Origin of the sequence: Lentzea waywayandensis, assembly GCF_900115955.1 — a bacterium.
Lineage (GTDB): Bacteria > Actinomycetota > Actinomycetes > Mycobacteriales > Pseudonocardiaceae > Lentzea > Lentzea waywayandensis.
The window spans coordinates 354,783-378,143 of the sequence record NZ_FOYL01000005.1; the positions used below are offsets into that span (position 1 = coordinate 354,783).

Below are 23,361 nucleotides of genomic sequence, written 5' to 3' on the forward strand. Positions count from 1 at the left end.
GACCTCGGCATACATGGAGGTCTGAGGTCTCGTGACCGGAGGCGGGAAGAGTCGCCTCCGGTCACGGACGTCCTCAGTGAGCCGCGACCGGCTCCTTCCTGTCGTCGCCCTCGGCGCCGGTCTGCTGCGCCAGCAGGTCGTCGACGTCGACGCTGTCGGGGTTGTTCAGCACCTCGGTCAGGCGCTCCTTGTCGAGGCCCTTCTGCCAGGCGGCCACGACCAGGGAGCCGACACCGTTGCCGATCACGTTCGTGATGGCGCGGGCCTCGGACATGAACCGGTCGATGCCGACGATCAGCGCGATGCCGACCGCGGGGATGGCCGAGTGGGCCTCGAAGGCCTGCAGCGAGGCGGCCAGGGTGACGAGGCCGGCGCCGGTGACGCCCGCCGCGCCCTTCGACGCGATCAGCATGAAGAGCAGCAGGCCGATCTGGACGCCGATCGACACGTCGTTACCGGTGGCCTGGGCGATGAAGATCGCGCCCATGGTCAGGTAGATGCAGGTGCCGTCGAGGTTGAACGAGTACCCGGTCGGGATGGTGAGGCCGACGACCGACTTCTGGGCGCCCGCCGCCTCCAGCTTGACCATCATGCGCGGCAGCACCGACTCGGACGACGAGGTGCCGAGCACGATCAGGATCTCGTCCTTGATGTAGCGCAGGAACTTGAAGAGGCTGAAGCCCGCGAACTTCGCGACCAGGCCGAGCACCACGATGACGAACAGGATGCAGGTGGCGTAGAACGAGCCCATCAGCCACAGCAGCTTGCCGAGCACGCTGCCGCCGAACTTGCCGACGGTGTAGGCGATACCGCCGAAGGCACCGATCGGCGCGACGTACATGACGATCTTGATGATGCCGAACATCACCTTGGAGAGCGTCTCCATCGCGGAGACGACCTTGGCGCCGCGCTCACCCATGCCGGCGACCGCGACGGCCACGAGGATGGCGACCACGAGCACCTGGATCAGCTGGCCGTCGGTGAACGCGCTGACGAACGACTTGGGCACCAGGCTCAGGATGAAGCCGGTGATGCCCGTCTCCGCGGTCGAGGCGGACTTCAGCGTCGCGTCGGCCTGGCTCGCGTTGAGCGTGATGTCGCCGCCGTGGTGACCCGGCTGGACGATGTTCACGACGATGAGGCCGATGGCGAGCGCCACCGTGGTCATCGCGGTGAAGTAGAGGATCGTCTTGAGCGCGAGCCCGCCCGCCTTGGCGAGGTTCCCGAGGCCCGCGATGCCGACGATGATCGTCGCGAAGATGGTCGGCGCGATGACGACCTTCACGAGGTTCACGAACAGGTCGGCGAGCCACTTCATCTCGGACGCCTGTTTGGGGAACAGGAAGCCGACGGCAGCGCCCAGAACGATGGAGACCAGCACCCAGAAGTAGAGGTGCTTGTAGATCGGTTTGCGCCCTGTGGTCGTGGTGGCCACTGTTCCTCCTTGAACTACGCGTTGGGAGAGAGAGTGAGCCGCGCCACCAGGCCCGACAAGCCGACGTGAGGAAACTTCAGACAGCCCTGACGTAACAGCTAGGCTTCATTGGTGTCGCTTCGTCGTCGCACGCTTCTGCTAGGGGCCGGACTGGCTCTCGCCGGGTGCACCCCGCGCAGAGTCGAGGCACCCGCCGAGCTGGTGCTCGCGACCGGGCCGGAGGGCGCGGTGTTCCGCGAGGTCGGCGGAGCGCTGGCGGCCGCGCTGGCCGAGCAGCTGCCCGGCACGAAGGTCACCGCCATCCCGACTGCTGCATCGGTTGAGAACCTTCAGTTGCTGCGCTCCGGTGAAGCCCAGCTCGCGCTGTCCTCTTTGGACCCGATCGACGACCCGCAGAGCGTCCGCGCGGTCGGCCGGCTCTACGACAGCTTCATGCAGATCGCGGTTCCGGCGGCGTCCCCGATCCACACCTTCGGCGATCTCGCGGGCAAGCGGATCTCGCTGGGTCCCATCGGGTCCGGCACGGAGTTCACCACCGAGCGGATGCTGGCGTTCTTCGGTCTGTCCGCAATGGACGAACGCATGGCGCACGCCGAGGCCTCCCGCCGCGTCGCCGACGGGTCGTTGGACGCGATGCTGGCGCTGACCGGCATCCCGACGCCGGCGATAACCGATCTTCAGGGCAACGTGCGGCTGATCAACATCCCGGACGAGGCGATCAAGCTCGCCGAGAAGTACAAGGGCCCGTACATCCCCGCGACCATCCCCAGCACCACCTACGAGGACGTGGCGGCGAACCAGACGTTCGCGGTGCCGAACCTGCTGCTGGCGCGCGAGTCGCTGAGCGCGGACGTCGTGGAGGTCGTGACGCGCACGGTGTTCACCGAGACCGCGCGGATCGTCGAGGGGCACCCGGAGGCGTCGCGGATAAACGTCCGCACCGGCATCGCGACCGGTCTCGTGCCGCTGCACGACGGCGCTATGCGCTGGTTCCGTTCCGTGAAGCGCTGAGGGCGACCTTCACGTCCAGGCCGGGGTCCGCGTCGTGCAGGGTGAGCGTGCCGCCGGCCGACTCGATCAGCTCAGCGCAGATCGCGAGCCCCATGCCGGTGCCCGCGACGTTCTGGTGCTTGGTCGCGCGCCAGAACCGCTGGAGCGCGAGCTCGCGTTCCTCGGCGCTCAAGCCGTCGCCGTCGTCGACGACGTGCAGCTCACCGGGCCTGCCGGTGATCACGACCTCGGTGGCGTTGGAGAGGCGGATGGCGTTGCTGACGAGCTCGTCCAGCACGCTGCCGAGGCCGCCAGGCGGTTCCTGCATGGTCAGGCCCGCCGGTACGTCGATCTTCAGCGTGACACCGGACCTGGTCGCGAGCGCCTGCCAGGCCGCACGGTGCGTCGTGAGCAGCTGGTCGATCTCGACGGGTTCGGTCTGCCGCGCGCTGTCGAGCCGGGTCGCGGCGAGCAGCGTGTCGAGCACGCGCCCCATCTCCTCGGCCTCCTCGACCGCGATCTGGTGCGCTTCCCGCGCGAGCTCGCCGTCCACGTGCGGTTCGAGGTTGTCCACGGCGAGCCGCAGACTGGCCAGCGGGTTCCGCAGCTGGTGCGACGCGTCGGCCACGAACGCCTTCTGCCTGTTCAGCGCCTTGCCGACGACGTCGACCATGATGTTGAAACTGCGGGCGAGCCTTCTGAGCTCCTGCGGCCCGCCGACCTCGTCCGCCCGCACGTCGAGGTTGCCCTGGGCCACGGCCGCGGTGGCCTCGTCGAGCCTGCCGACCGGCCGGAGCACCCACCGCGACATGGGCCAGGCGGCGGCGACCACGGCCAGCATCGGCGCGAGACCGGCCAGCGCCATCAGTCCCCACTGCCGCAGCACCTCGGTGCGCAGGCCGCGTGTCTGCGAAATGGTGACGACGGCGGCCACCACCTCACTGTCCCGCCCGACCGGCTCGACCACGACCATCGGCCCCGTGCGCCACGGCCAGCCCGTGTACTCGGGCTCGGGCCTCACGCCACCGTTCAACGCCGTGTTGAGGGCCTTCGTGACCTCGGGGTCGTTGCTGGGGTTGAACCCCTGCCGCGAGGACATGACGATCCGCCTGTCCGCGCTGACCAGGGCGACCGGGATGTCGTAGAGGTTGTCGTAGCGCTGGATCTCCTGGCTGAGTGCTTCCAGCCGGTCCGACTGCAACGCGCTCTCGCCGAGCGAGGCGAACCTGCTGGCGTCACCGAGGCGGTCGAGATAGGTCGTCTGCGTCTCTCGCTGCACGACCGCGGACGCCAAAGGGATGCCGAGCGCCGCCACCAGGGCGACGAGCAGCGGAACGGTGATGACGAGCAGTCGGCGGAGCATCGGTTGCGATTGTTCCGCACGTACCTGTGGATGTCTCTTGGAGACTCGTCACGTGGCGAGGCGGTAACCCACGCCCCGGACCGTCTCGATCTTGGCGTGGCCGCCGAGCTTGCCGCGCAACGCCGCGATGTGCGTGTCCAGCGTCCGCGACGGCGCCTCCCAGTGCGCCTGCCACACCTGGTCCACGATGAAGTCGCGGCTCACGACCTCGCCCTTGCGTGCGGCGAGCAGGGCGAGCAGGTCGAACTCCTTGCGGGTCAACGAGAGCGGCTCACCGTCCAAAGTGACCGCACGCGTCGAGGTGTTGATCTGCAGCGGCCCGATCCGGAGCGGCCCTTCGCTCTCCGGTTCCGCGCGGTGCGTGCGCGTTCTCCTGAGGACGGCTTCGATCCGTGCGAGGAGTTCGGACGTGCCGAACGGCTTCACCACGTAGTCGTCGGCGCCCGCGCGCAGACCGAGAACGCGTTCGCGTTCCTCGCCGCGTGCGGTCACGGTGATGACGGCGGTGCCCGGACGGTGCCGCAACTCGCGCAGCACGTCCAGGCCGTCGCCATCGGGCAGGCCGAGGTCGAGCAGCACCACGTCGGCAGGTGCGGCACGCAGCGCGTCAGCGGCCGTGGCCACCCGATGCACCTCGTAGCCCGCGTGCCGCAATGCGGTCAGCAGGCCTCTGGCCACCCGGTCGTCATCCTCGACGACGAGCACGCGCACAGATCACTCCGGTTTGACGGACTCCGGGGAGTTCTTCTTGTCCTTCTCGGCGGCGTCGTCCTCGTTGCCGTCCTCGACGACGTCGGTGACGCTCTTGTCCTCTGCCTCTTGTTCGGCTTCAGCGGGTTCTTCCGTGCCGCGCAGTGCGGCGACGTCCTCTCGCTCACCGCGGGACTTCGCGATGATGAAGTACGCGACCGCGCCGAAGAACACCAGCGCCGACACGAACACGTTGACGCGCGTGCCGAGGATCAGCGTCGCCTCGTCGGTGCGCATCAGCTCGATCCAGAACCGACCGGCCGTGTAGCCCGCGACGTACAGCGCGAACACCCGCCCGTGGCCGAGCCGGAACTTCCGGTCCGCCCACACGATCAGCACCGCGACACCGAGGTTCCACAGCAGCTCGTAGAGGAACGTCGGGTGCACGACCTGGATCGGCGTGTGATCGATGGCGATACCCGCCAGCGCGTCCTCACGCCCCTCAGGCGTGACGCGACGGTAGATCTCCAGACCCCACGGCAACGTCGTGTCGCCGCCGTAGAGCTCCTGGTTGAAGTAGTTGCCGAGCCGACCGATGGCCTGCGCCACCACGATGCCGGGCGCGAGCGCGTCCGCCATCGCGGGCAACGGAATGCCCTTGCGCCGGCACCCGATCCACGCACCGACGGCACCGAGCGCGATAGCACCCCAGATGCCGAGGCCGCCGTTCCAGATCTCCAGCGCCGCGAGCGGGTCCTTGCCCGGCCCGAAGTACTTCTGGTTGTCCGTGATGACGTGGTAGAGCCGCCCGCCGACGAGGCCGAACGGCACCGCCCACACGGCGATGTCCGTGACCTCGCCCTTGATGCCGCCGCGTTCGACCCAGCGGCGCTCACCCCACCAGATGGCGACGATGATGCCGGCGATGATGCACAGCGCGTAGGCCCTGAGCGGGAGGGGACCGAGGTACCAAACACCGCGGTCGGGACTCGGGATCGTGGCCAGGAGGGCGTCCAACACGGCGCCCACCGTACCGGTCGGCTTGTGAGCGTCTCGTGGGGACGCTCGATCGTTATCGGCCCGAACCCTGTCGGTGCCGATCACTAGAATCGAAATTGGGGGTACCCGGCCGGGCTCGTGTGTGTGGTCGCGGCCCATAGGCGCGTGAGCCTCATGGCCTCAGCTGGGCGTATGCACCGGACGTGACACGCTCGCCGGGAGGGCGAAGCCGTGCCCGTTCTTTCCTCTGCCGAGGCTCGGATTCGCCCGACCTCCGGGACGCGCCACCAGAACCGAAATCGGGATACCCGGCCTGGTGTGTGGCCGCAACCCACAGGCACTTGGGCCGCGTGACTTCAGCTGGGCGAACGCACGGAACGTGCCTGACCTCCGGGACAGCGGAGCAGCGCCCGTTCTCCATCCGCCAGGCTCGGGTCCAGGACCTCGGAGGGGAGGGAAGCACGCGGAACCGTGGACCTCAAGGGTGTTCATGACCGGTTTCCGCGGCGCGAACCTGCCCACCTGGGCCGGCGACGTCCAGAACTCCGGACCTTAGGGGGTTCGTGATCGCTGAACCGAGATACTCGGACGCGGTCTGGGCAGACTCCCGAAAGGTCGGACATGACGGTCCTGGTGGTCGGCGGCGGTATCGGCGGGCTGGCGACGGCGCTCGGGCTCGCACGGGCCGGGCAGCGGGTGACGGTGCTGGAGGCCGCGCCCTTGTTCGAGGAGATCGGCGCGGGCATCCAGGTCGGGCCCAACGGGTTCCGCATGCTCGACTCGCTTGGCGTGGGTGCCGCGGTGCGGGGCCGGGCCGTGCACGTGGACGAGTTGCGGTTGCGGTGCGGGGTGTCCGGGCGGCAGATCGCCGGGTTGCCCGTCAACGAGGGCTTTCAGGAGCGGTTCGGCACCTATGCGGTGGTGCATCGCAACGACGTGCTCACGCCGTTGCTCGACGCCTGCCAGAACGACGAGCGGATCGACCTCCGGGTCAGCAGCGGCGTCGAGGCCTACACGCAGGACGCTGACGGGGTCACGGCGGTGCTGCGGTCGGGCGATCTCGTGCACGGAGACGCGCTGATCGGCGCTGACGGGTTGCGGTCGGCGGTGCGGCGGCAGCTCGTGGGTGACGGGGATCCACAGGTGTCCGGGCACACGACGTTCCGCGCGGTCATTCCCGCTCAGGACGTGCCGCTCTCGTTGAAGGAGAACGTCGTCACGCTGTGGGCGGGGCCGCGCTATCACGTCGTCTGGTACGTGATCGCGGGCGGGCGGTACGTGAATCTCGTCGCCACCGCGGACAACGACGCCACGGACCCCATGACCGGCAAGCCCGTCGAGCACGCCGAGGTGATGAAGCACTTCACGCCGTTGTGCGACGACGCGGCACGGATCATGGAGCTCGCCGACGAGTGGCGGGCGTGGGTGCTGTGCGACCGCGCGCCGATCACCGACTGGCAGGACTCGCGGGTCGTGCTGCTCGGTGACGCCGCCCATCCGGTGCTGCAGTACGCCGCGCAGGGCGCCTGTCAGGCGTTGGAGGACGCCGTGTGCCTCTCGTCCGTGTTCGACCCCCGTGACGTAGGCGGCTCTTTTGCGCGGTACGTGTCGCTCCGCTCGGAGCGGACCGCGCGCGTCCACCACGCGTCACGATGGATGGGCCGGGAGATCTACCACCCGGCCGGCGAGGCGGCGGAGGTCCGCGACGCGATGTTCGCCTCGTGGGCCGTGGCCGACCTGCACGACCGGCTGGAGTGGCTCTACGGCTAGGAGAGCAGTTCGATCGTGACCGGGAACGGCCGCTCGAAAGTCAGCACGCCGGCCTCGCTGCGCGCGATCTCGACGTACTTTCCTTCACCGAGTTCGAGCAACGACGCCTGGGGAACTTCCTTGGCCGGATCGATGATCAGGTAGTAGGAGATACCCGCTTCCGCGTACATCTGGCGCTTGAGCACCAGGTCGTTCACCTTGGTGCTCCGGGAGAGCACCTCGCCGATGAGGAGCACGTCCGCCGCCGGCACGGTCAGGCCTTTCGCGCCCCGCTTCTTCAGCACCGTGAAGTCCGGGATGAACATCCGATCACCGTCGAACTGAACGTTCAGCTCGATCGTCGTCTGGAGCTCCTTCGGACATGCGCCACGCAACGAATAAGACGCATCGAACACCAAGCGCTGGTGCAAGGCGTTCCCCAACGGGCTCACGTAAAGCATCCCGTCAACGAGTTCGATGCGTTGACTGTTGTCCTCCGGCAGGGCGAGGACGTCATCGAGCGTCCAGGGCCCTTCGTGGGCGGGCAGCAGGACATCGGGTCGAGCTTCGGCTGGCGCCGCCACTGGGCATCACCTCCGTTGACCGCCTGCGCACCACCAGTGTGGCACGCCGGGCGGATGGCTGGGTTGTGCATAAGTCCACGATCGCAGGTCAGACCGACGGTCAAACGGGGTTTCGACCCCCAACCGACAGAGATTCACTCGATCAGGTGTTCGAATCCATGTCATGCTCTTGGAGGAACATCCAGCCCCCGGCAGGCAAAGCAAAACCGCCCGGCCAGAAGGCCGAGCGGCAGCACAGAGCAAAGGAGGTTCAGACGGTCGCGGGAGCCGACCGCACACCCTTGGCGAGGTCGGCGGCCAGCGCGCGCACCGCGGCGTCGCCCTCCGCCACGGCCGACACGAACGCCGACCCGACGATGACGCCGTCCGCGAACCCGGCGATCTCGGCGGCCTGCGCACCGGAGCGCACACCCAGCCCGACACCGATCGGCAACGAGGTGTGCTCACGCACCCGAGCGACGAGCTCGGGGGCAGCGGACGACACGACGTCACGGGCGCCCGTGACACCCATGACCGCGGTGGCGTAGAGGAAGCCGGAGGACGCACGCGCGGTCATCGCGATGCGCTCCTCGGTCGACGACGGCGCCACCAGGAAGGTCCGGTCGAGCCCGTGCGCGGCGGAAGCGGCCATCCAGTCCTCGGCCTCGTCCGGAACGAGGTCGGGCGTGATGATGCCGAGGCCACCGGCTGCGGCGAGGTCGCGCGCGAACGCGTCGACTCCGTAGCGCAGCACCGGGTTCCAGTACGTCATCACGACCGCACGCCCACCGGCGTCGGTGACAGCAGCCACCACGTCGAACAGGTCACGTACGCGGAAGCCCGCGGCCAGCGCCTGCTCGGCGGCGGCCTGGATCGTCGGGCCGTCCATCACCGGGTCGGAGAACGGCAGGCCGACCTCGACCAGGTCACACCCGGACTCGACCATCGAACGGAGGTAGTCCTTGGAACCATCGACCGTGGGGAAACCCGCGGGCAGGTAGCCGATCAGCGCGGCACGCGACTCGGCGCGCGCGGCGGAGAACACGTCGGACAACGACATCAGGCCTGTCCCCCGTCAGCGAGGCCGAAGTACTCCACGGCCGTGTCCATGTCCTTGTCACCACGGCCGGAGAGGTTCACGACCAGCAGTCCGTCCGGTCCGAGCGACGGCCCGATCTTCAGCGCGCCCGCGAGGGCGTGTGCGGACTCGATCGCCGGGATGATGCCCTCGGTGCGCGAGAGCAGGGCGAACGCCTCCATGGCCTCGGCGTCGGTGACCGGGAAGTACTCGGCGCGGCCGATGTCCTTGAGGTGCGAGTGCTCGGGGCCCACGCCGGGGTAGTCGAGACCGGCGGAGATCGAGTGCGCCTCGGTGATCTGGCCGTCGTCGTCCTGCATGACGTACGACATCGCGCCGTGCAACGAGCCGGGCGTGCCGGCCGTCAGCGTCGCGCCGTGGCTGCCGCTGTCGAGACCGGAACCACCGGGCTCGACGCCGACGAGACGGACGTCGGGGTCGTCGATGAAGCCGTGGAAGATGCCGATGGCGTTCGAGCCGCCACCGACGCAGGCGACGACGGCGTCGGGCAGCCGGCCCGCCTTCTCGAGGATCTGCTCGCGCGCCTCGATGCCGATGATCCGGTGGAAGTCGCGGACCAGCAGCGGGAACGGGTGCGGGCCAGCGGCCGTGCCGAGCAGGTAGTGCGTCTGGTCGACGTTGGTGACCCAGTCGCGCAACGCCTCGTTGATCGCGTCCTTCAGGGTGCGCGACCCGGACTTCACCGGGATGACCTCGGCGCCCAGCAGACGCATGCGGGCGACGTTCAGCGCCTGGCGCTCGGTGTCGACCTCGCCCATGTAGACGACGCAGTCGAGCCCGAGGAGCGCGCACGCCGTCGCCGTCGCCACGCCGTGCTGGCCGGCGCCGGTCTCGGCGATCACGCGCTGCTTGCCCATGCGCTTGGTCAGCAACGCCTGACCGAGCACGTTGTTGATCTTGTGTGAACCCGTGTGGTTGAGGTCCTCGCGCTTGAGCCACACCCGCGTACCGGCGTGCTCCGCGAACTTCGCGGCCTCGGTCAGCAGGGACGGACGGCCCGCGAAGTCGCGAAGGAGGCGCTGGAACTCGTTCACGAACTCCGGGTCGAGCCGCGCCTTGTCGTACTCGGCGGCCAGCTCGTCCACCGCGGCGATCAGGGCCTCCGGGACGAACCGGCCACCCCACGGGCCGAAGTGGCCACGTGCGTCTGGATCATGCGGTGTGGGCGTGAACTGGCCCATCGAGTAGCTCCTCTAGCGCTGTTATCAACCGTGCCTTACCGGCTCGGCCGGGGGCACGCGGGGTGTGAGCCCGCGGTCACGAGCTTGTTCACGGCGGCCTTGGGGTCTCCGCTGGTCACCAGGCTTTCGCCGACGAGCACCGCGTCGGCACCGGCGCCGGCGTACGACATCAGGTCACCGGGCCCGGTCACGCCCGACTCGGCGATCTTGATCGTCTCGAAGGGTAGTCCCGGAGCGATCCTGCCGAAAACGTCTTTATCGACCTCCAGCGTGTGGAGGTTGCGCGCGTTCACACCGATCACCGACGAACCCGCTTCCAGGGCGCGGTCCGCCTCTTCGGCGGTGTGCACCTCGACGAGCGCCGTCATACCGAGCGATTCCACCCGATCGAGCAGCGACACGAGCGCGTTCTGCTCCAGCGCCGCCACGATCAGCAGCACCAGGTCCGCGCCGTGCATGCGGGCCTCGTGCACCTGGTACGGCGACACGATGAAGTCCTTGCGCAGCAGCGGGATCTTCACCGCCCGGCGCACCGCGTCGAAGTCCGCCAGCGACCCGCCGAAGCGGCGCTGCTCGGTCAGCACGCTGATCACCGACGCGCCGCCCGCCTCGTACGCGGACGCGAGGTCGGCAGGCTCCGGGATCTCTGCCAGCGCCCCCTTGGAGGGGCTGCGGCGCTTGACCTCGGCGATGACACCCACGTTCGGCCCGCGCAGCACCGACAGCACGTCGAGCGGCGGAGCGGTCTTGGTCGCGCGCTCCTTGACCACCTCGAAGGACAACTGAGCCTCGCGAGCGGCGAGATCCTCACGCACACCTTCGAGGATCGACTCGAGAACCGTCACAGTGTTGCTCCCCTTCCCGCTATGGGGATGCTAACCCCGCCGGAGTAACGCCTCCGCCACCGGGGTTCAACTGTCCACGCAGCTAACCGAGGCTGTGCGCCTGTCACATGCGTGAACGCGGATGAATGATCTTCACTCGTTCGAGGCAGGTCCGCCGGGGGTCCTGTCGTCAGTCGGATCATCCCCACGCTCCAGTGCGCGCCACAGGTCCGTCTCGGGGTCGTGCGTGCGGGTCTTCTGCCCGCCCACCCCGATCTTCGGCATCCGGGCCCCCAGCGCTACCTGAAGCCCACCGGAGAACGCCACGAGGACGCCTCCGGCGATCGCCAGCCAGTGGCCGGAGAACGCCGCCGCGATGCCGACGACGATCAGCAACGCGCCGAGGACCCGGCGCGCCACCCCGCTCAGCGCGACGACCGCCGCGACGGCCGCGAGGCACAGCAACGCGACCGGCACCGAACCGGCGCCCCAGAAGGCACCCGCCGCGCCCACCAGCAGGAGCGCGGCGATCCACAGTGGAGAGCTAGCTTTCAACTGCCGGCGCCATCGTCTGCGCGGTGGCGATCGCGGCCAGCACCGCGCCCGCCTTGTTCAGGCACTCGTTGTCCTCGGACAGCGGGTCCGAGTCGGCCACGATGCCGCCGCCGGCCTGCACGTACGCCACCCCCTCGCGCACCAGGGCGGTGCGGATGGCGATGGCGGTGTCCGCGTCCCCGGCGAAGTCGAAATAGCCGACGACGCCGCCGTAGAGGCCTCGGCGCGTGGGCTCCAGTTCCTCGATGAGCTCCATCGCGCGCGGCTTGGGCGCGCCGGACAACGTGCCGGCCGGGAAGCACGCGGCGACCGCGTCGTAGGCCGTCTTGCCCTCGGCCAGCTCACCGGTCACGGTCGACACGATGTGCATGACGTGGCTGTACCGCTCGACCTTGAAGAAGTCGACGACGTGCACCGAACCCGGCTTGCAGACGCGGCCCAAGTCGTTGCGGCCGAGGTCGACGAGCATCAGGTGCTCGGCGCGTTCCTTGTGGTCCGCGAGGAGGTCCTTCTCGAGCAGGGCGTCCTCCTCGGGGTCCTCGCTGCGCCAGCGGGTGCCCGCGATGGGGTGCGTGGTCGCCTTGCCGTCGCGCACGGTCACCAGCGACTCCGGGCTGGATCCGACGATGTCGAACCCGTCCAGGCGCAGGAGGTACATGTACGGACTGGGGTTCGTCGCGCGCAGCACCCGATAGATGTCGAGCGCGTCGGCGTCCGTCTCGATCTCGAACCGCTGCGACACCACGATCTGGAACGCCTCGCCCGCGCGGATGGCCTCCTTGGCCTTCTCGACGGCCGCGAAGTGCTCGGCCTGCGAGCGCCGGCGCCGGAACTCCGGCTTGGGCCGCGCGAACACGGCGGCCGTCGGCGGCGCGGGCGTGTGCAGCGCCGTGGTCATCTCGTCGAGGCGGCGCACCGCGTCGTCGTACGCGGCGTCGACCCGTTCGGTCGAGTCGTCCCAGTTGATCGCGTTCGCGATGAGCGTGACGGTGCCCTCGTGGTGGTCGAGCGCGGCGAGGTCGGTCGCCAGCAGCATGACCAGTTCGGGGATCTTCAGGTCGTCCTCGGCGATGACGGGCAGCCGCTCCAGCCGCCGCACCGCGTCGTAGCCGATGTAGCCGACCATGCCGCCGGTCAGCGGGGGCATGCCGGGCAACGGGTCGGTGCGCAGCACCTCGATGGTCTCGCGCAGCGCCTGCAACGGGTCGCCGCCGTCGGGCAGGCCGACAGGCCGCGTGCCCGTCCAGAACGCCTCACCGCCGGTCGCCGTGAGCGCCGCCGTGGACCGCACGCCGATGAACGACCATCGCGACCAGGAGCGGCCGTTCTCCGCCGACTCGAAGAGGAACGTGCCCGGCTGGTTGGCCCCGAGCTTGCGGTACAGACCGACCGGGGTCTCCGCGTCCGCGAGCAGCTTGCGCACCACCGGGATGACCCGGCGGTTGACCGCGAGCTCGCGGAACTCCTCACGCGTTGGGCTGACGGCCCCAAGACCAGCGGCGGCCACAGCCCCGATGACGCTCACCATGCCGTCAATTGTTGCATAAATTCAACAACTGTTGAACTATGGCCCGCGTGGAGCAAGTGAACCAGAAACGCCGGGGCCGTCGCGCCGCGGGCGAGGACACCAGGGCCGCGCTCGTCGCCGCGGCCCGCGAGGTGTTCGTGGAAAAGGGCTACGACGGTGCCACCGTACGCGCGATCGCCGCCAAGGCGGGCGTGGACGCCGCCATGGTCAACCACTGGTTCGGCGGCAAGGAAGGCCTGTTCGCGCAGTCGGTGCTGCAACTCCCCTTCGACCCGGCGGAACTCCTCAAACGCCTGCTCGACGGCCCGGTGGAAGACGCGGGGGAACGCATCGTCCGCACCTTCACGACGGTGTGGGACGCGACCGGCGGCGGCACGTTCGCCGCCCTGATCCGCAGCGTCACCAGCCAGCCGGAGGTGGCGGGCGCGCTGAAGTCGTTCCTCATCAACGCGATCTTCAAGAACGTGCTCGCGGAGATCGGCGCCGAGCAGCGCGAGCTCAGGGCCACGCTGTGCGCGACCCAGATGGTCGGGCTCGGCATCGTCCGGTACGTCGTGCGGTTCGAGCCGCTGGCGTCGGCCGATGCGGACACCGTGGTCAGGACGATCGGCCCGAACCTCCAGCGCTACCTCACCGGCGACCTGGACTGACCGGTCACGCGTCGGCGAGCAGCACCGTGGCGTCGAAGCACGTGCGGTCGCCCGTGTGGCAGGCCGCGCCCACCTGGTCGACGGTCAGCAGCAGCGTGTCGCCGTCGCAGTCGAGCCGCACCTCGTGGACGTACTGGGTGTGCCCGGAGGTCTCGCCCTTCACCCACTGCTGCTGGCGGCTGCGCGAGTAGTACGTCGCGCGGCGGGTGGTGAGGGTGCGGTGCAGCGCCTCGTCGTCCATCCACGCCACCATGAGCACCTCACCGGTGCCGCGCTGCTGGGCGACCGCGCACACCAGGCCGTCCGGGGTGCGCTTGAGTCGTTGGGCGATGGCGGGATCGAGCGCGTTGCTCAACGGGGACCTCCCAGGTGTTCACGAGCCGGTCCGGTGTTGAGCAGGACCACTCCGTAGATGTGCACGGCGGACAGCACACCGGACGCGACGCGGGCCCACGCCGGTCCGTCGGCGAGCACGATGACGAGGTGCAGCAGCGCCACGAGGACGAAGACGATCATCGCCGGGTAGTGCATGAAACGCAGCCGCAGCAACAGGGCCGCCGCCACCGGCAGTTCCACGACCGCGAGGAACGACGGCAGCTTCAGCACGTCCGCGTCACCGGTCGAGCGCCACAGGATCAGCCCGACCACGAAGAACACCAGGGCGCCGCCGAACGCGACCGCCGAGGCGACCCGCACCTCGACGGGCTTCATCGCACCACGACACCCGCCTGGCGCAGGCCGTCCTTGACCTCGCCGATGCGCAGCTGCCCGAAGTGGAAGACGCTCGCGGCCAGCACGGCGTCCGCGCCCGCGGCGACGGCCGGCGGGAAGTGGTCGATCGCGCCGGCGCCACCGCTCGCGATCAGCGGCACGTCGACCTCGCGCCGCACCAGTTCGATGAGCTCGAGGTCGAACCCGGCCTTGGTGCCGTCGGCGTCCATCGAGTTCAGCAGGATCTCGCCGACGCCCAGCTCCTGGCCCTTCGCCGCCCAGGCGATGGCGTCGATGCCGGTGCCGGTGCGGCCGCCGTGCGTGGTGACCTCGAAGCCGGTGCCGCCGGGCACGCGCCGCGCGTCGACCGACAGCACGATGCACTGCGCGCCGTACCGCTCGGAGCACTCCTTGAGCAGCTCGGGACGTGCGATCGCGGCGGTGTTGAGGCTGACCTTGTCCGCGCCCGCGCGGAGCAGCTTGTTGACGTCCTCGGGGCTGCGCACGCCGCCACCGACCGTGAGGGGGATGAACACCTGCTCGGCGGTGCGGCGGACCACGTCGAACGTCGTCTCGCGGTCGCCACTGCTGGCCGTCACGTCGAGGAACGTCAGCTCGTCGGCGCCTTCGGCGTCGTAGGCCCTGGCCAGCTCTACCGGATCGCCCGCGTCGACGAGGTTGGTGAAGTTGACGCCCTTCACCACCCGGCCCCGGTCGACGTCGAGACAGGGGATGACACGGACCGCGACTGACATGCGGGAAAGCCTACAAGGGGCGGGCGAGGACTACGCTGCGCGGCCATGATCACCGAACTCGGCGAAGGCAAGTACCTGCTGCTGACGACTTTCCGCAAGGACGGCACCCCGGTGCCCACGCCGGTCTGGGTCGTGCCGGGCGAGAGCGAGGGCGTGATCTACGCCTGGAGCGCCACGGACACCGGCAAGGTCAAGCGGATCCGGCGCAACGGTGACGTCGAGATCGGGCCGTGCGACGTCCGCGGCAACCCGAAGGGCGAGTCGGTCAAGGCCCACGCGGCGCTCGTCGACGACGACGCGAGCGATGACGTGCGGTCGCGGATCACGAAGAAGTACGGGCTGTTCGGGTGGATCACCGTGGCCGGCAGCAAGCTGCGGCGCGGGCGGACCGGGTCGGTGGGCATCCGGATCACGGCGGCGAGCTGACCGGTCGACGTCGAGTCAACGTTGCTCCGGCCGATCAACGTTGACGGCGCCGGTGCACGTTGACGGCGCCGGTCCACGTTGACGGCCGCCAGTCCACGTTGACTCAACGTGGACACCGCTGGATCAACGTTGACTGGGCACGCTCAACCCCGACGTGGGGGCTGCCCACGCGGATGACAACGTTGTCTTCCGCGCCTCCCCTGCACATTGACCCGGCACGTCAACGTTGATCCCCTCGCGTCAATGTTGACTCAACATGGATCAGATCCGTCAACATTGAGTCACCGTGGATGCGTCAACCCGAGGTTGACCCGGCGCTCAGCGTCAACCTAGAGTTGACGCGTGATCCAGTTGACCGACCTCATCGTCACCGTCGCCCAAGAGGCCGACGACGCGCTCGTGCGCCTGGCGAAGGCAGTCGAGCTGAGCGGTCAGCTCAACGAGCTCGGCGACCACCTGATCGGCCACTTCGTGGACGAGGCGCGCCGCGGCGGGGCGAGCTGGGCCGAGATCGGCGAGAGCCTCGGCGTGACGAAGCAGGCCGCGCAGAAGCGGTTCGTGCCCAGGGAGTCGCCGGAGCTGTCCAAGCCCTCGACGGAGCGCTACACCCAGCGGTCGCGCCGGGTGATCGCGCTGGCCCGGCACCACGCGCGGTTCAGCGAGCGGATCGGCACCGAGCACCTGCTGCTCGGGCTGCTCGACGAGTCGGCGGGGCTCGCGGCCAAGACCATCGCGAAGCTGGAGTCGGGCGACGGCAGCACGCGCATCGCGACCCTGAACCGGCTCGACACCGAGGCCAAGCAACGGCCGGAGAAGCAGCCGTACACGACGCACTGCAAGAAGGCCCTCGAACTGGCCGTGCGCGAGGCGCTGCGGATGGGCCACATGTTCATCGGGACCGAGCACATCCTGCTCGGCGTCCTGCTCGAAGCGGATGGGACCGCGGCCGACGTGCTGCACAACACGGGTGTGACGCACGCGGCCGCGGCCGCTCACATAGAGACGGTGGTCAACGGACCGCAGCGAGTGCTTCCGGGAGCGTGAAAGCGCCGGCGTACAGGGCCTTGCCGATGATGGAACCCTCCACGCCGTCGCGTGACAGCTTCGCGAGCGCGACCAGGTCGTCCACAGTGGACACGCCGCCGGACGCGATCACCGGGGCGTCGGTGCGGGCGCAGACCTCGCGCAGCAGCTCCACGTTCGGGCCCGTCAGCGTGCCGTCCTTCGACACGTCGGTGACCACGTAACGCGTGCAGCCGTCGCGGTCGAGCCGGTCGAGGACCTCCCAGAGGTCGCCGCCGTCCGACGTCCAGCCGCGGCCCTTGACCCGGTGACCCTGCTCGGTGATGCGGACGTCGAGACCCACCGCGATCTTCTCGCCGTACGCGGCCAAAGCCTTGGCGCACCACTCCGGGTCTTCCAGCGCGGCCGTGCCGAGGTTCACGCGGGCGCAGCCGGTGGCCAGGGCGGCCTCGAGCGACGCGTCGTCGCGGATGCCGCCGGACAGCTCGACCTTCACGTCGAGCTCGCCGACGACGCGGGCGATCAGCTCGCGGTTGGAGCCACGGCCGAACGCCGCGTCGAGGTCGACGAGATGGATCCACTCCGCCCCGTCGCGCTGCCACTGCAGGGCCGCGTCGAGCGGCTCGCCGTAGTTCGTCTCGGTACCGGCTTCGCCCTGCACGAGCCGGACGGCGCGACCGTCGGCCACGTCAACAGCGGGGAGGAGTGTGAACGTCACCCAGGCAGCCTAGCGTCCCCCAGCACGAGGGCGGCCACGCGCTCCTGGGCCTCCGTGGCGCGCGGGAACTTCGACGGGACCGGCGTGCCGGGGCCCGTCGCGGCAGGTCCGACGCCCGTCCACGGGCCGAAGACCATGATTCCGACGAACGCCGGGTGCTGCCGCGCCAGCGCCAGGTACAGGTACTGGGTGCTTTCGAGGTCCGCGTCGGTCCTGTCCGCGCACCACGACTGCGGCGCGGCTTCCGGCAGCAGGAACAGCTCCTTGCCGGGCGCGCGTTCCTCCAGCTCGGTCATGCGCGCCTCCACCGCCTCGTAGCCGGCGCAGTACTCGTCGAAACCGACCCAGTCGACGGCGGCGGGCACTCGGAAGGCGTCGTCGACCCGGACGCCCGCCTCGATCAGCATGACCTTCTTGCCGGGGAACGTGTTCTTGATCTGCTGGGCGGAGAACTCGACGTCCGCGAAGCTCGCGCCGTGGTGGAACGGCTCGTCCTGCAGCACGAACCCGGCCACGCGGTCGAGGTACGGCCGCACCTTCGAAGCGAGGACCTGCCAGCGCTCGGCGGCGTTCGGGTACAGCGGGCAGCCGGCCGCGTCGCAGTCGAAGAACTCGTTGCCCGTGTGGACGACGCAGCCCTCAGGGGCGCAGTCCCGCAACACCTCGGGACGGTAGGCGTCGACGTCGCTGATCTGCACCCAGTTGAGGTTGCTGCGGCCGCGCACCTCCGGCAGGTGGTTGCCACCGGCCTGGTTCAGCCGCGCGCCGAAGTAGCCGTAGTAGCGCAACCGGGACCCCGGCAGCTTGCGCAGGTCGTCGGAGTCGAGCTGCTCGACGCGGAGATCGTCGACGAGGCTGACGGTCTTGTCGTTGTCGGAGTAGCGCCCGAGGTAGACCCACAGCCGTTCGGTCGGCACCGCCGTGCCCAGCGAGATCGTCTCGCTCTGGCCGTTGACCGTGAGGTCGAGCTTCGTCCCGACGAGCTTCAGCGTCACGTCGAACGAGCCGTCGTCCTTGGCCGAGGCGAACGCCGGCAGCGTCACGACGGGCGAGCCCTGCCGGAAGATCTGCACGCCTCCGTTGGCGCGCACCAGGAAGCCGAGGTCGATGTCCTGATTGGACACATAGCCCCAGCTGTTCGCCGACCGTCCCAGCGCGATCGACGACCAGTCGCCGGACGTGCGGTCGCCCGCGACCGGGGTCAGCGTCGCCGAGATCGAGGACCCGGTGGACGGCGCGTCGAGCCGCACGGCCGTCGTGCCCAGGTGCATCGACAGCCTGCCCAGGTGGTTCGGGTGGCCGACCTGCGCGTACCACGGCCGCGGCACGTCACCGGTGTTCCACTTGCCGGACACGCGGCTGTACGTGACGGCGCCGGTGCCCTGGCGTTGCTTGAGGTTGTCGTTCAGGCCGTAGGCCGGGTCGGCGTCCACGGCGTTGTCGAAGTTGTCGTGGAACGGTGCCGGTGCGGCGTGCGCGCCCCCGGGCACGGCAACGCCGGCAGCCACGATCGCGGCTACCGTCAGCAGTCGGGTGATCACGAAAAGTTAGTCAACCAGTTCTGCAGCAGGTGCGCCCCGGCGTCGCCGGACTTCTCCGGGTGGAACTGGGTCGCCCACAGCGGCCCGTTCTCGACCGCCGCGACGAACTCGTCGCCCGAGTGGTCCGCCCACGTCACCAGCGGCGGCTTGAGGTGCTCGGCCGGCTCCAGCTCCCACCGGCGCACGCCGTAGGAGTGCACGAAGTAGAACCGCGTGTCCTTGTCGAGGCCCGCGAAGAGCTTCGAACCCTCGGGCGTGCGCACGGTGTTCCAGCCCATGTGCGGCACGATCGGCGCTTCGAGCCGCTCGACGGTGCCGGGCCACTCGCCGCAGCCCTCGGTCAGCACGCCGTGCTCGATGCCGCGCTCGAACAGGATCTGCATGCCCACGCAGATGCCGAGCACCGGACGGCCGCCGGCGAGGCGCTCGCCGATGATCCGGGCGCCGCGCACCGAGTTGAGGCCCTCCATGCACGCCGCGTACGCACCGACGCCGGGTACGACGAGGAGGTCCGCCTCGCGCGCGGCCTTCTGGTCCGACGTCACCTCGACATGGGCGCCGACCCGCTGAAGCGCGCGCTCGGCGGAGCGCAGGTTGCCGGATCCATAGTCAAGTACGACGACGCGTGCCACGCCGACCAGGCTAGTCGGTCGGGACCGCGCCCTGCGTAACCGGTATGACCGGCAACACCGTGTTGATCGGTTTCGTGCGCACGAGCCGACGCCTGAGCATGACCAGAAGCCCGGCCATCAACACGAGAAGCAGACCGCCGACGACGTAGTACACGAACGCAGGAATGTTGAGCAGCACCGTCACCAACGCCGTCAGCACGATCAACGGGAAGATCAACGCGAGCGGCCACATCTGTGCACGCGGTGGTTCGAGCGTCCGAAGCACGACGTCCGCACGGCCCTGCTCGGTGAGCTCGGCGACCCGCGCCACCTCGTGCAGCCCCGCCGCCCGGAAGAAGTCCGGGATCGCCGCGTGGCCGTTCTCGAAGTCGCGGATGCGTTCGAGCGTGCCCTTGCGGCTGGCGGCCGGGTACAGCGCGGTGAGCTTGTCGATGGCGTCGAGCTGCCACTTCTCCTTCTCGCGCAGGTTCACCATGCCCGCGGTGATGCGGTCGAAGGCCAGTCCGACGGGCCCCGACTGCTTCGCCTGCGCGGACAACCGCAGCACCGCCTCGCGCGATCCCCACATCGAGGCGCGGCCGAGCGTCGTGGTGAACATGTAGAGCAACGCGGCGTCGTCGTTCCAGACGGCCAGGGCGGCGCCGTTCCCGAGCTTGCGCACCCTGTTCGTCATGTACGCGGCCTCGTTGAGCTTGGTGGCCGGAGGAGGCAGCAGCACCGTGCCGGACTGGACCGGGACGAGTGCCGCGGGGCCCACGTTGCCGCTGTGCATGGCCTTCTGCAGTTCGGCGGCGTTCAACGGGGTCCAGATCAGCATTCTCACGGTCAACATCATTCCTGGTCCGCCCCACGCGTCCAGACAGACATGCCAAGGTTTTCGCGTTTCGAGACGGGCGAAGGGTACGAACGGCGGAAGGGTGCGCCGGGCATCCGGCCCGATCGCACCCTTCCGGCTCACACTCAGACCGTGCGCGAAGGCGCGCCGGTCCAGTCATCCCCCATGACTGCCAACATGTTTCTTCACCCCCTGAAGAAACTCCGCACAGCGCTCCCCAGCCCGACCACGTCGAGATCATGCGCGGCGTCATGGTCCTCGGCCGTGCCGTAGTTGCGGAGCTCTGCGTGTCGTTTGACACCTACAGAACGAACGCGGTGCGGGATTTGTTGCAGTGTCTCGGACACAAGATGAGACGAGGTTCCCTCCAGATAGGGCTCCACCACCATCACGTCGGCGTGATCGGTGTCCTGCACCGCCTTGCGCAGTCCGTCCGAGTCGAACGGTCGGACCGTGGCCGCGTACAACACCGTGACATCTGCGTTCTCGCACTCGACGGCCTTGAGCACGCGGTCGAGCATCGGCCCGACGGCGACCACCACGCCGCGCTTTCCGTGGCGCAGCGTCGTGAATCCCTCCCCCACCGGATGCGGCTCGGTGTTCTCGTGCAGCGAAAGCCTCACATAGACACGGTTGTCGTCCTTCAGCGCCCGCTGCAGCAGCGGCGTCACCTCCTCCGGGTGTCCAGGTACGTGAACAGTCCAGCCAGGCAGCGTGTCGAACAACGCGACGTCGCCCGGTGACTGGTGCGTGCGCCCCCACGCGGGGTCGTCATAGGACGCCCCGATGCTCACGAACACCGCGCCCACGTCCTGATGTCCGATGTCGAGCTTGATCTGCTCGTACGGCCGTTCGACCAGGAACGGCGCGTAGCTGTGCACGACCGGCCGCAGCCCTGCCAGCGCCAGTCCGCTCGCCACGCCCACCATGGTCTGCTCGCGGATCCCGACGTCCACGACGCGTTCGTTCTCCTGCGGGAACTCGTTGCTGGAGATCACCGCGGTCACCACGGCGATGCGCGGGTCGGCCGCGATCTCGTCGTTGACCGCCTTCACGAAGGCCTGGCGCATGGTGGTCATCAGTAGCTCTTCTCGATCTTGGCGACCACCGCGTACGGGCGGTCGTGCGGCGCGGTCAGTGCGGTGAAGACGGCCTCGTGGTCGCGGCCGTCGATCTCGGCGGTCTGCCAGCCCTCGACGGCGAAGCGCTGGGCGATGCCACCGGGCCAGCCGTACATCGCGGACCGGTTGTCGATCACGATCGTGATCAGGTTCGCGACCCCGAGCCGGGACGCCACCGCGATCGCCTCGTGGTTGCTGCCCTCGTCCAGCTCACCGTCGCCGACCAGCACGAACGTGCGGCCGCGGCTCCCCGCGACGCGCTGCCCGATCGCCGTCCCCACCGCGATGGGCAGCCCGTGGCCGAGCGAGCCGCTGCTGATCTCCACGCCGTTCACGAGCACCCGGTCGGGGTGCTGGCCGAGCGGGCTGTCCCACGACGTCCAATCGTCCAAAATGGACTCCTCGATGAACCCCTTCTCCGCCAGCACGGCGTAGTAGGCCATCGGCCCGTGTCCCTTGGAGAGCAGGAACCGGTCACGGTCGGGATCGGCGACGGTGGCGGGCGTGACGTTGAGGACCTTGTCGTAGAGGACCCAGAGCACGTCGATCGTGGAAGCCGCCGCCCACTCGTGCTTCTCGTCCCCGGCCATCCTCGCGAAGAGCTCTGGTATCCGCTGCATGGCACCAACTGTTCAACCTCCACCATGCTGGAGGTCAAGCGGTTACCATGATCCGGTGAGCAAGTTGCCGGAAATGCTGACCATCGGCCAGGTCGCCGAGCGCAGCGGCGTCCCCCACACCGCCCTGCGCTTCTACGAGGACAGGGGCCTGATCACCTCCGTGCGCACCGCGGGCAACCAGCGGCGCTACCTGCGCTCGGTGCTGCGCCGGCTGGCGTTCATCCGCACCGCGCAACGCGTCGGCCTCACCCTGGAGGACGTCCGCGACGCCCTCGCCCAGCTCCCCGACAACCGCACGCCGACGAAGTCCGACTGGGAACGCCTCTCCCGCTCGTGGAAGACCGAGCTCGACGCCCGCATCGACGCCCTGTACCGGCTGCGCGACCGCCTCACCGGCTGCATCGGGTGCGGCTGCCTGTCGTTGCGCAGCTGCGCGTTGCAGAACATCGACGACGAGCAGGCCTCACACGGGCCGGGGGCTCCGCAGCTCAAGCCCGCCCTCGAAGGCGGCACCGTCTAGGAACTCCCGCACCGCGCGCAGGTAGCCGTCGGGCTCGTCCACGTGCAGCATGTGGCCCGCGTCGTCGAGCACCACGGCACTTGCGCGTGGGATCAGTTCGAGTGTGGCCTCGACGAGGCTGACCGGGAACGTCATGTCCTGCCGGCCGTGCAGCAGGAGCACCGGAATGTCGAGGTCGGCGATCCGGCGCGCGGCATCGGGAAGCCTCGGCGTGACCAGGCCGCCTGTCTGGAGCTGACGCACCCACTCCGCGCCGAACCGCACCTGTCCCAGCCGCTTCAGGTAGCCCGGCACCTGCGCGCCACGCCGGACGTTGGCCTCCACGGCCGCGAACGCGTCGGCCCGCACGCACTGCTCCGGCGTCAGGTCCTCGCGCTGCCACGGATCCTCCTGACCCGCCAGGATCTCGTCCCGCTCCGCCCATCCGTCGAAGGCGTCCGGTGGCACCGGCAACACGCTGCTGCCGGACACGATCAGGCTGCGCACGCGTTCCGGATGAGTGATCGCGAACCGCTGCGCGACCATGCCGCCGTAGGAGTGGCCGAGGACGTCCGCACGCTCGACCTCGAACGAGTCCAGCACCCGCACCAGGTCTTCGACCACACCGTCCGGGTGGTACTCCGGCACTCGCCCCGACCGGCCGCATCCACGCAGGTCCGGCAACAGCAGCCGGCAGTCCAGCCGGTCGAGCGGCTCGCGGAGGTAGCTGTGGTCCCAGTCGGGGCCGCCGTGGATCGCGAGCAACGTCCCGTCCCCGGTGCCCTCCTGCCAGGCCACGAAGATCTCGGTCTCGCCAGGAACCCGCCGCTCGCGCCACATCGGTCCCATGAAAC

General features: G+C 69.3%; 26 protein-coding genes. 6 read left to right on the top strand and 20 right to left on the bottom strand.

The window, feature by feature from the left end; genetic code table 11:
- Nucleotides 1-73: 73 nt before the first annotated feature.
- Complete coding sequence (gene dctA, locus BM417_RS21790) at nucleotides 74-1,435, bottom strand: C4-dicarboxylate transporter DctA (protein WP_093597243.1); 1,362 nt, start codon at nucleotides 1,433-1,435, stop codon at nucleotides 74-76.
- Nucleotides 1,436-1,546: 111 nt separating this feature from the next.
- On the opposite strand from dctA, the gene BM417_RS21795 reads away from it, so the two are divergent.
- Nucleotides 1,547-2,446, top strand: coding sequence for a TAXI family TRAP transporter solute-binding subunit (locus BM417_RS21795; protein ID WP_093597246.1), 900 nt, complete (start codon nucleotides 1,547-1,549; stop codon nucleotides 2,444-2,446).
- Here the strand turns inward: BM417_RS21795 and BM417_RS21800 are convergent.
- Genes BM417_RS21800 through lgt form a run of 3 tightly spaced genes read right to left on the bottom strand, consistent with a single transcriptional unit; the run spans nucleotide 2,415 to nucleotide 5,495 of the window.
- Nucleotides 2,415-3,788: a sensor histidine kinase gene (locus tag BM417_RS21800; protein WP_093597249.1), complete on the bottom strand. Its 1,374-nt coding sequence runs from the start codon at nucleotides 3,786-3,788 to the stop codon at nucleotides 2,415-2,417. The genes BM417_RS21795 and BM417_RS21800 overlap by 32 nt on opposite strands.
- 48 nt (nucleotides 3,789-3,836) lie before the next feature.
- Nucleotides 3,837-4,499 carry a response regulator transcription factor gene (locus BM417_RS21805; RefSeq protein ID WP_093597252.1) on the bottom strand — a complete coding sequence of 221 codons (663 nt, stop codon included), beginning with the start codon at nucleotides 4,497-4,499 and terminating at the stop codon, nucleotides 3,837-3,839.
- Nucleotides 4,500-4,502: 3 nt separating this feature from the next.
- The gene (lgt, locus tag BM417_RS21810) at nucleotides 4,503-5,495 is read right to left on the bottom strand and encodes a prolipoprotein diacylglyceryl transferase (protein WP_245822097.1); all 993 of its coding nucleotides are present in this window, start codon (nucleotides 5,493-5,495) and stop codon (nucleotides 4,503-4,505) included.
- A gap of 603 nt (nucleotides 5,496-6,098) precedes the next feature.
- On the opposite strand from lgt, the gene BM417_RS21815 reads away from it, so the two are divergent.
- Entirely contained in the window at nucleotides 6,099-7,247 is a 1,149-nt protein-coding gene (locus tag BM417_RS21815; RefSeq protein ID WP_093597258.1) for an FAD-dependent oxidoreductase, read from the top strand.
- Here BM417_RS21815 and BM417_RS21820 read toward each other — a convergent pair.
- The 6 genes from BM417_RS21820 to BM417_RS21845 form a co-directional block, all read right to left on the bottom strand.
- Nucleotides 7,244-7,810 carry a Uma2 family endonuclease gene (locus tag BM417_RS21820; protein WP_245822061.1) on the bottom strand — a complete coding sequence of 189 codons (567 nt, stop codon included), beginning with the start codon at nucleotides 7,808-7,810 and terminating at the stop codon, nucleotides 7,244-7,246. The genes BM417_RS21815 and BM417_RS21820 overlap by 4 nt on opposite strands.
- 250 nt (nucleotides 7,811-8,060) lie before the next feature.
- Entirely contained in the window at nucleotides 8,061-8,849 is a 789-nt protein-coding gene (trpA, locus tag BM417_RS21825; RefSeq protein WP_093597261.1) for a tryptophan synthase subunit alpha, read from the bottom strand.
- On the bottom strand, nucleotides 8,849-10,069 hold the full coding sequence (trpB, locus tag BM417_RS21830; protein WP_093597264.1) for a tryptophan synthase subunit beta: 1,221 nt from the start codon (nucleotides 10,067-10,069) through the stop codon (nucleotides 8,849-8,851). The genes trpA and trpB overlap by 1 nt, the downstream gene beginning before the upstream one ends.
- Nucleotides 10,070-10,104: 35 nt before the next feature.
- On the bottom strand, nucleotides 10,105-10,914 hold the full coding sequence (trpC, locus tag BM417_RS21835) for an indole-3-glycerol phosphate synthase TrpC (protein ID WP_093597267.1): 810 nt from the start codon (nucleotides 10,912-10,914) through the stop codon (nucleotides 10,105-10,107).
- A 132-nt stretch (nucleotides 10,915-11,046) separates the two neighbouring features.
- On the bottom strand, nucleotides 11,047-11,448 hold the full coding sequence (locus tag BM417_RS21840; RefSeq protein ID WP_093597270.1) for a hypothetical protein: 402 nt from the start codon (nucleotides 11,446-11,448) through the stop codon (nucleotides 11,047-11,049).
- The gene (locus BM417_RS21845) at nucleotides 11,438-12,976 is read right to left on the bottom strand and encodes an anthranilate synthase component I (protein WP_093597273.1); all 1,539 of its coding nucleotides are present in this window, start codon (nucleotides 12,974-12,976) and stop codon (nucleotides 11,438-11,440) included. The genes BM417_RS21840 and BM417_RS21845 overlap by 11 nt, the downstream gene beginning before the upstream one ends.
- 38 nt (nucleotides 12,977-13,014) lie before the next feature.
- On the opposite strand from BM417_RS21845, the gene BM417_RS21850 reads away from it, so the two are divergent.
- Nucleotides 13,015-13,626, top strand: coding sequence for a TetR/AcrR family transcriptional regulator (locus tag BM417_RS21850; protein WP_093597276.1), 612 nt, complete (start codon nucleotides 13,015-13,017; stop codon nucleotides 13,624-13,626).
- A gap of 4 nt (nucleotides 13,627-13,630) precedes the next feature.
- Here the strand turns inward: BM417_RS21850 and hisI are convergent, their stop codons facing one another.
- The 3 genes from hisI to hisF are packed head-to-tail and all read right to left on the bottom strand — an operon-like array spanning nucleotide 13,631 to nucleotide 15,092.
- Complete coding sequence (hisI, locus tag BM417_RS21855; RefSeq protein ID WP_093597279.1) at nucleotides 13,631-13,981, bottom strand: phosphoribosyl-AMP cyclohydrolase; 351 nt, start codon at nucleotides 13,979-13,981, stop codon at nucleotides 13,631-13,633.
- The gene (locus tag BM417_RS21860; protein WP_093597282.1) at nucleotides 13,978-14,337 is read right to left on the bottom strand and encodes a hypothetical protein; all 360 of its coding nucleotides are present in this window, start codon (nucleotides 14,335-14,337) and stop codon (nucleotides 13,978-13,980) included. The genes hisI and BM417_RS21860 overlap by 4 nt, the downstream gene beginning before the upstream one ends.
- A complete protein-coding gene (gene hisF, locus BM417_RS21865; protein ID WP_093597285.1) occupies nucleotides 14,334-15,092 on the bottom strand; it encodes an imidazole glycerol phosphate synthase subunit HisF in 759 nt (252 codons plus the stop codon). The genes BM417_RS21860 and hisF overlap by 4 nt, the downstream gene beginning before the upstream one ends.
- A gap of 45 nt (nucleotides 15,093-15,137) precedes the next feature.
- On the opposite strand from hisF, the gene BM417_RS21870 reads away from it, so the two are divergent.
- Complete coding sequence (locus BM417_RS21870; RefSeq protein WP_093597288.1) at nucleotides 15,138-15,518, top strand: PPOX class F420-dependent oxidoreductase; 381 nt, start codon at nucleotides 15,138-15,140, stop codon at nucleotides 15,516-15,518.
- A gap of 342 nt (nucleotides 15,519-15,860) precedes the next feature.
- On the top strand, nucleotides 15,861-16,562 hold the full coding sequence (locus BM417_RS21875) for a Clp protease N-terminal domain-containing protein (protein ID WP_093597290.1): 702 nt from the start codon (nucleotides 15,861-15,863) through the stop codon (nucleotides 16,560-16,562).
- Here BM417_RS21875 and priA read toward each other — a convergent pair.
- The 6 genes from priA to BM417_RS21905 all read right to left on the bottom strand — a co-directional run bounded on the left by priA (nucleotide 16,528) and on the right by BM417_RS21905 (nucleotide 22,008).
- Nucleotides 16,528-17,259, bottom strand: coding sequence for a bifunctional 1-(5-phosphoribosyl)-5-((5-phosphoribosylamino)methylideneamino)imidazole-4-carboxamide isomerase/phosphoribosylanthranilate isomerase PriA (gene priA / locus BM417_RS21880; protein ID WP_093597293.1), 732 nt, complete (start codon nucleotides 17,257-17,259; stop codon nucleotides 16,528-16,530). The two genes, BM417_RS21875 and priA, sit on opposite strands and share 35 nt — an antisense overlap.
- Nucleotides 17,256-18,800, bottom strand: coding sequence for a hypothetical protein (locus tag BM417_RS21885; protein ID WP_093597296.1), 1,545 nt, complete (start codon nucleotides 18,798-18,800; stop codon nucleotides 17,256-17,258). The genes priA and BM417_RS21885 overlap by 4 nt, the downstream gene beginning before the upstream one ends.
- Nucleotides 18,797-19,432 carry an imidazole glycerol phosphate synthase subunit HisH gene (gene hisH, locus BM417_RS21890; protein ID WP_093597299.1) on the bottom strand — a complete coding sequence of 212 codons (636 nt, stop codon included), beginning with the start codon at nucleotides 19,430-19,432 and terminating at the stop codon, nucleotides 18,797-18,799. Before hisH ends, BM417_RS21885 begins: the two co-directional genes overlap by 4 nt.
- A 10-nt stretch (nucleotides 19,433-19,442) precedes the next feature.
- Nucleotides 19,443-20,255, bottom strand: coding sequence for a hypothetical protein (locus BM417_RS21895; RefSeq protein ID WP_143138748.1), 813 nt, complete (start codon nucleotides 20,253-20,255; stop codon nucleotides 19,443-19,445).
- A gap of 197 nt (nucleotides 20,256-20,452) precedes the next feature.
- Entirely contained in the window at nucleotides 20,453-21,346 is an 894-nt protein-coding gene (locus BM417_RS21900; protein ID WP_093597304.1) for a transketolase family protein, read from the bottom strand.
- Nucleotides 21,346-22,008 (bottom strand): thiamine pyrophosphate-dependent enzyme, encoded by a 663-nt coding sequence (locus BM417_RS21905; RefSeq protein ID WP_245822062.1) that lies wholly within the window; start codon nucleotides 22,006-22,008, stop codon nucleotides 21,346-21,348. Before BM417_RS21905 ends, BM417_RS21900 begins: the two co-directional genes overlap by 1 nt.
- 73 nt (nucleotides 22,009-22,081) lie before the next feature.
- Between BM417_RS21905 and soxR the strand changes: the two genes are divergently transcribed.
- Nucleotides 22,082-22,528, top strand: coding sequence for a redox-sensitive transcriptional activator SoxR (gene soxR, locus BM417_RS21910; protein ID WP_245822099.1), 447 nt, complete (start codon nucleotides 22,082-22,084; stop codon nucleotides 22,526-22,528).
- Here soxR and BM417_RS21915 read toward each other — a convergent pair.
- Entirely contained in the window at nucleotides 22,472-23,347 is an 876-nt protein-coding gene (locus BM417_RS21915; RefSeq protein ID WP_093598008.1) for an alpha/beta fold hydrolase, read from the bottom strand. The genes soxR and BM417_RS21915 overlap by 57 nt on opposite strands.
- Between the last annotated feature and the right edge of the window lie 14 nt (nucleotides 23,348-23,361).